The sequence below is a fragment of the Hafnia alvei genome (genome assembly GCF_900095695.1).
Classification (GTDB): Bacteria; Pseudomonadota; Gammaproteobacteria; order Enterobacterales; family Enterobacteriaceae; genus Hafnia; species Hafnia alvei_B.
Genome location: NZ_FMIQ01000045.1, coordinates 1 through 6,041 on the forward strand (window position 1 = coordinate 1; position 6,041 = coordinate 6,041).

The 6,041-nt window shown below is 48.9% G+C and carries 5 protein-coding genes and 2 pseudogenes; 5 read left to right on the forward strand and 2 right to left on the reverse strand.

Translation table 11 applies throughout. The annotated features are described in order from the left end of the window. The 5 genes and pseudogenes from BN1044_RS11875 to BN1044_RS23100 form a co-directional block, all read left to right on the forward strand. A partial coding sequence (locus tag BN1044_RS11875; protein WP_175421606.1) for a YadA family autotransporter adhesin occupies nt 1–1,186 on the forward strand: 1,186 nt, incomplete at its 5' end. Between the two features lie 177 nt (nt 1,187–1,363). Further along, on the forward strand, nt 1,364–2,119 hold the full coding sequence (locus BN1044_RS11880; protein ID WP_072308884.1) for a hypothetical protein: 756 nt from the start codon (nt 1,364–1,366) through the stop codon (nt 2,117–2,119). Then, nucleotides 2,107–2,865: an EAL domain-containing protein gene (locus BN1044_RS11885; protein WP_072308885.1), complete on the forward strand. Its 759-nt coding sequence runs from the start codon at nt 2,107–2,109 to the stop codon at nt 2,863–2,865. The genes BN1044_RS11880 and BN1044_RS11885 overlap by 13 nt, the downstream gene beginning before the upstream one ends. Beyond that, nucleotides 2,829–3,059: pseudogene (locus tag BN1044_RS11890) on the forward strand (Tn3 family transposase); the annotation flags it as partial. The gene BN1044_RS11885 and the pseudogene BN1044_RS11890, both read left to right, overlap by 37 nt. A 71-nt stretch (nt 3,060–3,130) precedes the next feature. Then, nucleotides 3,131–4,009: pseudogene (locus BN1044_RS23100) on the forward strand (IS110 family transposase). Between the two features lie 391 nt (nt 4,010–4,400). Here BN1044_RS23100 and BN1044_RS11900 read toward each other — a convergent pair. Continuing rightward, on the reverse strand, nt 4,401–5,375 hold the full coding sequence (locus BN1044_RS11900) for a GlxA family transcriptional regulator (RefSeq protein ID WP_040047076.1): 975 nt from the start codon (nt 5,373–5,375) through the stop codon (nt 4,401–4,403). A gap of 128 nt (nt 5,376–5,503) precedes the next feature. Further along, nucleotides 5,504–6,041: MBL fold metallo-hydrolase (locus tag BN1044_RS11905; RefSeq protein ID WP_072308886.1), on the reverse strand; the 538-nt coding region annotated here is incomplete at its 5' end.

Sequence of the window (6,041 nt, forward strand, 5' to 3'; positions counted from 1 at the left end):
CCGCAACCTGACGGCGCTTAACAATAGCGTGTCGTCCGGAAGCACTGGGGTAGTGCAGCGTACCGGTACGGCTAACGTCGCGACCTTAACCGCAGCCGGTGGAACAGCCTCTGCGCCGGGAGAGGCCCAGACGCTAACTAATCTGGCTGAGGGGAAACTGACCGCGGATTCAACGGATGCCGTTAACGGCAGCCAGTTATATGCTGTAGCTGACCAAGTGTCTAAAAACACTACCGACATTGCTGGCCTAACCACCATTGTTAACAATGCGACCGAGAGCAATTTGGTGAAACAGAGCAGTGACGATAACAGCATTACTATCGGCTCCAGCAAGGCGGGTACAACCGTGTCAGTCGCGGGTACAGAGGGTAACCGAACCCTAAGCGGCGTGGCCGACGGAGTTGCAGCCAATGATGCCGCCACGGTGGGACAATTGCAGGGGGTAATGGGCAATATCAGTAGCCGAGATGATACTGGTTTGGGCGTGGCGAAAGCGACTGGTCAAAACGGATTAGCAGTCGGTGCGGGTTCGGTGGCTTCGGGTGATTTCAGCACGGCTAGTGGTGCGGGCGCGCAGGCTACGGCAGCTAACAGTAGCGCCAGTGGTAGTGGTGCCAAAGCAACGGCTGTGAATGCGACCGCGCTCGGCCAGGGGGCTACAGCCTCAGGGGCGAGTACGCTAGCGGCAGGACAGGGTAGTAGCGCTACGGGTTCACAGACTGTCGCATTAGGTGCGGGTAGTCATGCTAGCGGTGCTCAGTCTGTGGCGTTGGGCTATGGTTCAGTGGCGGATAGGGACAACAGCGTTTCAGTTGGTAGCGTAGGTCACGAACGTCAGGTAACCAATGTCGCCGCGGGTACGGCTAGAACCGACGCTGCCAACGTGGGTCAGGTCAATGACGCTTTCCAGAGTTTAGGCAAAAGCGTTAACAAAAAGATTAATGATCTGGATGATAAGCTGACCGGCGGGATAGCCTCGGCGATGGCGATGTCGGGTATTCCTCAGGCGTATCAACCTAACTCAAGTTTGGTTGGTGCCTCGGCTTCGACGTATAACGGTCAGTCAGCTATTTCGGTCGGTGTCTCTAAAACATCTGAAGATGGAACGTGGATTTTTAAAGTCAACGGCAGTGGTAATACCCAGAGTGACTTTGGTGCCTCAGTGGGGGTTGGGTACCAGTGGTAAGACGGTTCACCCACTCGCCATGACACCTGACATATTCACTTTGGGTTAGACGAACGGGCGGCTCATAGGTCGCCCGTTATCTCATTAACGCTGTGCCACTCGCATTAAAGTGTCGATAAAAAGGGTGTGCAAGGCCGACCGAGAGGAGCGCTTGGTACATCAGAGGATATCCTGACCATGAAGAACGTTACGATGGATAAATTAAATATCACCACGCTTGTGCCTGAGGGCAATTATGCACCTTACTTTCAAGAGGTCTCGGTCATTTCATCATGTACCTATACGTCTCAAGGTTTGGTTTATTTGTGTCAGAGCGTTAAGTGCGTCGCTCGCCCTTACCTGATTGACTTTTTTTCCGCTAACTATTTACCTAAAGACAGCGCCACACTGACGAGTAAAAAGTTCTTTACTCCCTATCATCACTATGTCGTCCATGTATCCATGGGACAGGAAACGATGTTTGCTGACTTGATGGCACTTATTGTCATTACTAATAATCTACCGTTAACTAGCACGATTACGGTATTGAGCGAGCTGCCGCCAGATTTTATTTATCACACGCTCCACCTCAATCTGCATAAGCGGATTACCCTTACAAAATGTCGATGGATGTGTGCCAAAAGCCCGCTGTCGTATATCAGCGCAACGATACCCTGCCCATCTCGTCACTCTACGGCGGTTATGTTGGAAAGGGGGGGGAGGAAGACGGCCGAAAACAGCCGTCATGCCGGTCTAACATGCATTGAAATCAATGTGTTAAAACTGTTTTTTCGCCACCCTCATCCGGGAAGAAGGAATGTGAAAATGAGAAGTAAACAATTCCACCATCATAAACTCTCTGGGCTCAGAAAACTGTCACAGCTTCCAGGCAAAGAAGGGCAAGTGTTTGCTGGATTAATTCATTCAAAAAAAAAGTCTCCATGCATCCTTTAGTTAGCGAGTCAGAGGCTTTTAAGGCATTAGCGGATGGCGCTATCTTTCCATTTTATCAACCAGTCGTGAACAGAGATAAACATATCCTAGGTTATGAGTTGTTGATGCGCTGGCAGATAGGGGATGACATTCTTTCACCTGCAGCGTTTATGGCGAACTTTCATTCTAGCCGGCTGTGGCAGCAACTCACGGAAATGATGGTGCATTCAGCGATTAATACAATTCTCCACTTTCGAGGTAGCATCACTTTTGCTGTCAACCTACCGGATTGCCTACTTTACGAGGATTGGATTGAACATATTATGGGGAAGGCACGATATCGTTTAGTGGACAAAGCTTTGATGTCACGCTTAGTGTTTGAGATTAGCGAGCAATCCATACTTACCGATCTATCCGAGGGCGCGAGGGCAATCGCCCTGCTGCGGGAGAATGGATGCCGTGTATATCTGGATGATTGCTTTGGGGAGACGAGCGTTATCTTTCCCGTGAAAAATATCCCGCTCGACGGATTTAAGATAGATAAAAGCATTGCCGACACTTTTCAGAACAACACTTATCATGAACATTTGATACGGTCGCTGATTTATTTCTGCTGTCTGAACCAGACAATTTGCATTGCAGAAGGCGTCGATGTTCAGGATAAATTTGAGGCGCTGGCGGCGCTCGGTATCAACGCTTTTCAGGGGTATCTGATAGGAAAGCCGGAGATACTGCGGCGATCTCGCTGTGGAATACGGTCTATATAGAAAGAGCGGTAGATTCATTGAGACGGAAAGGGATCGCGATTAATGAGCAACTGATTACCCATCTGTCACCGCTGGGATGGGAACATATCAACCTGAGCGGGGATTACGTCTGGAGAACAAACCTCAAACTGGGACAGGGTAAATACCGCGCATTACGCTCAGTGAATAGTAGTCTGTACAAAAAACAGGCTTAGCGTAGGATATTTTCCGTTTTCCAAGCGGACCCCTACTATGCTGAGGACAGGCTTTCATTCGGAGAACTATCATGGAAAACATTGCGCTCATTGGTATTGATCTGGGTAAAAACTCTTTCCATATTCATTGCTAGGATCGTCGCGGCAAGGCTGTTTACCGTAAAAAATTTACCCGGCCAAGGTTAATCGAATTTTTGGCGACATGCCCTGCTACAACCATCGCAATGGAAGCCTGCGGAGGCTCTCACTTTATGGCTCGCAAGTTGGAAGAATTGGGGCATTTTCCAAAGCTGATATCACCACAATTTGTCCGTCCATTCGTTAAAAGTAACAAAAACGACTTTTTCGACGCCGAAGCTATTTGTGAAGCTGCATCGCGTCCATCTATGCGTTTTGTGCAACCTAGAACGGAATCTCAGCAGGCAATGCGGGCTCTGCACCCTATCCGTTAATCCCTGGTTCAGGATAAGGTAATCAAATGCATGCTTTTCTGCTGGAATTTGGCATTAGCGTTCCCCCGAGGAGCTGCCGTTATTAGCCAACTGAGGACAATAGTTTGCCTTTTTACCTCAGCCAGTTATTGCTGAAATTATAACAGCATTATCACTATCTTATTGAGCAGATTAAAGATTTTGAATCCCAGTTGAAACGAAAGTTGGACGAAGATGAGATTGGACAGCGCTTGCTGAGCATTCCCGGCGTCGGAACACTGACAGCGAATACTATTTCAACTGAGATTGGCGACGGGAGGTCGGACGACATTGCTGGGAATTAGTAAGCGAGGTAACAAAAAGATCCGAACTTTGTTGGTTCAATGTGCCAGGGTATTCATACAAAAACTGGAACACCAGTCTGGAAAATTGGCCGATTGGGTCAGGGATTTACTGTGCCGGAAAAGGAACTTTGTCGTCACTTGTGCTCTAGCAAACAAGCTAGCCAGAATAGCCTAGGCCTTAACTGCACGACAGCAAACTTATGTAGCATAACGGCAGAAATACACCGGTTTAAAGAATCACTGATCTGGTTTTGCGAATACTAATATTGATGATACTAACGGCCTATCGGCCTGTTGAGGAACCTGTAAAACGGAAAGGCTCATTGAAGCCGTATATTTTCTGAGGTTCATCAGGCGCGGAAATAAAATCCCATTCAGACGCCGGATAGATTCAAGCAAGCCAACTTATTGTCAAAATCGGTGTTGCAAAAACGGGAGTGGCCATAGATTCGTTTTCCAAGCGGCCCCCTTAAAGAATGAGCCAGTTCACTCATTTCAGGAACAAATTTTTATTCCGGTATCAGGCTGCCAGTTTTCTAAAATTATTATGATTTCTTAGCTTCCGCTCAGGCCTTTCCGTGATCAACTGGTACAGGACCGCGAAATGCCCGGCGCCATTCGCTTGGGCTGACGCTGAATTTCGCCTTAAAACTCTGGCGGAAAGAGATTGGCGACTGAAACCCGGCAATATCAGACACGTTTTCAATACTGCTGTCCGTAGTTTCCAGCAGCTCCTGGCTTCTCTGAAGACGCTCAGCGTTTAGCCAGCCACCCAGCGTTGTCCCGGTTGCCTTAAAAAAATGACGGGTAAGTGTCCGCCTGCTCATGCTGGCAAATCCCGCCAGCGAGTCGAGGTCGTGCGGCTTGTCCAGATTGCGACGCAGGTAGTCCATCAGCTCGTTCATTTTTCCGTCCCGCGTAGATACAGGGACCGGGCGTTCAATAAACTGTGCCTGGCCGCCTTCCCGATAAGGAGGAACCACCATTCTTCTTGCTACACGGTTAGCAACCGCTGAACCGTAATGATCCCGGATAATATTAAGACAGCAGTCAATACCGGCGGCGGTGCCGGCAGAGGTAATAAGGCGTTCATCGCTGGTATACAGCGAGTTGCTGTCCAGACAAACGGCTGGAAATCGTTCAACGAAGTCCTGTTCGAACTCCCAGTGTGTTACCGCCCGGCGCTGATCCAGTAACCCAGAATAGGCCAGCACGTATGCACCGAGACAAAGCCCAACCACTTCTGCGCCGCGCTGCCATGCGCTTATCAGCTTGTCAAGTAGCGCCTGAGAAGGTCGCTCTTCCGGATGATTCCAGTAGGGCACGATAACAATGTCTGCGACGTCAAGTAGCTCGAGGCCATGTTTCACATTGATTGACAGGCCAATATCTGACAGGACGACGCCCGGTTTTTCAGCACAAATTTCCACGCGGAATAAATCCGACTGCGGCATAGACTGTCCGAAAATAATACAGGGGACTGAAAAGTGAAAAGGGCTGAATCCGGCCGTGGCAATCACGGCGACCGTCAATACAGACATAACGTTAACCTTGCCGTAAAGGAGAGCCACCAGATCACCGGCGGCAGTATTGCTGATTCCGATTGACCAGAGGATAACAGGTGACCTGTCGGAATACATTTTTCGCCCAAATAAATCTTATTGGCTTATCAGAAAGACATTGTTTCACCGTCTGCAGGAATAAGGACTTTATCTTCAATGCCATGTTCAAGTGAGAACTCGCGTAATTCTGCGCGGGTAAGGAGGCAATGATTGATTGATTCCATGTGAGACGCCACGATGGTCGCAGTCGGCAACATCTTAAGTGTGCGTAAGGTATCTTCTTTTCCCATGATGATCGGACCGTACAGGTCGTTGACCGCATAGCCGGTATTGAGTACCACAATCTCCGGCTTGAAGCGCTGAAGGCTTTTTATATAAGGCTTGACCCAGACGGTATCACCGGCGATATAAAGCGTTTTTTCATCATGATGCGTGAAGACCAGACCGCATGCGTCACCCAGTAAATCACCCAATTGGGTATCGGCGTATAGTTCGTTACTGCCGTGCTGGCCGTCAGTTTTATAAATCGTCAGTCCGTCAACAAAATGATTTTCATCTTTCAGAACGCGGACGTTAAGAAAGCCCTGAGAACGGATCAGCGCCGCATCTTTTTCATCCTGCGTATAAATAAGCATGTCTTTAGTG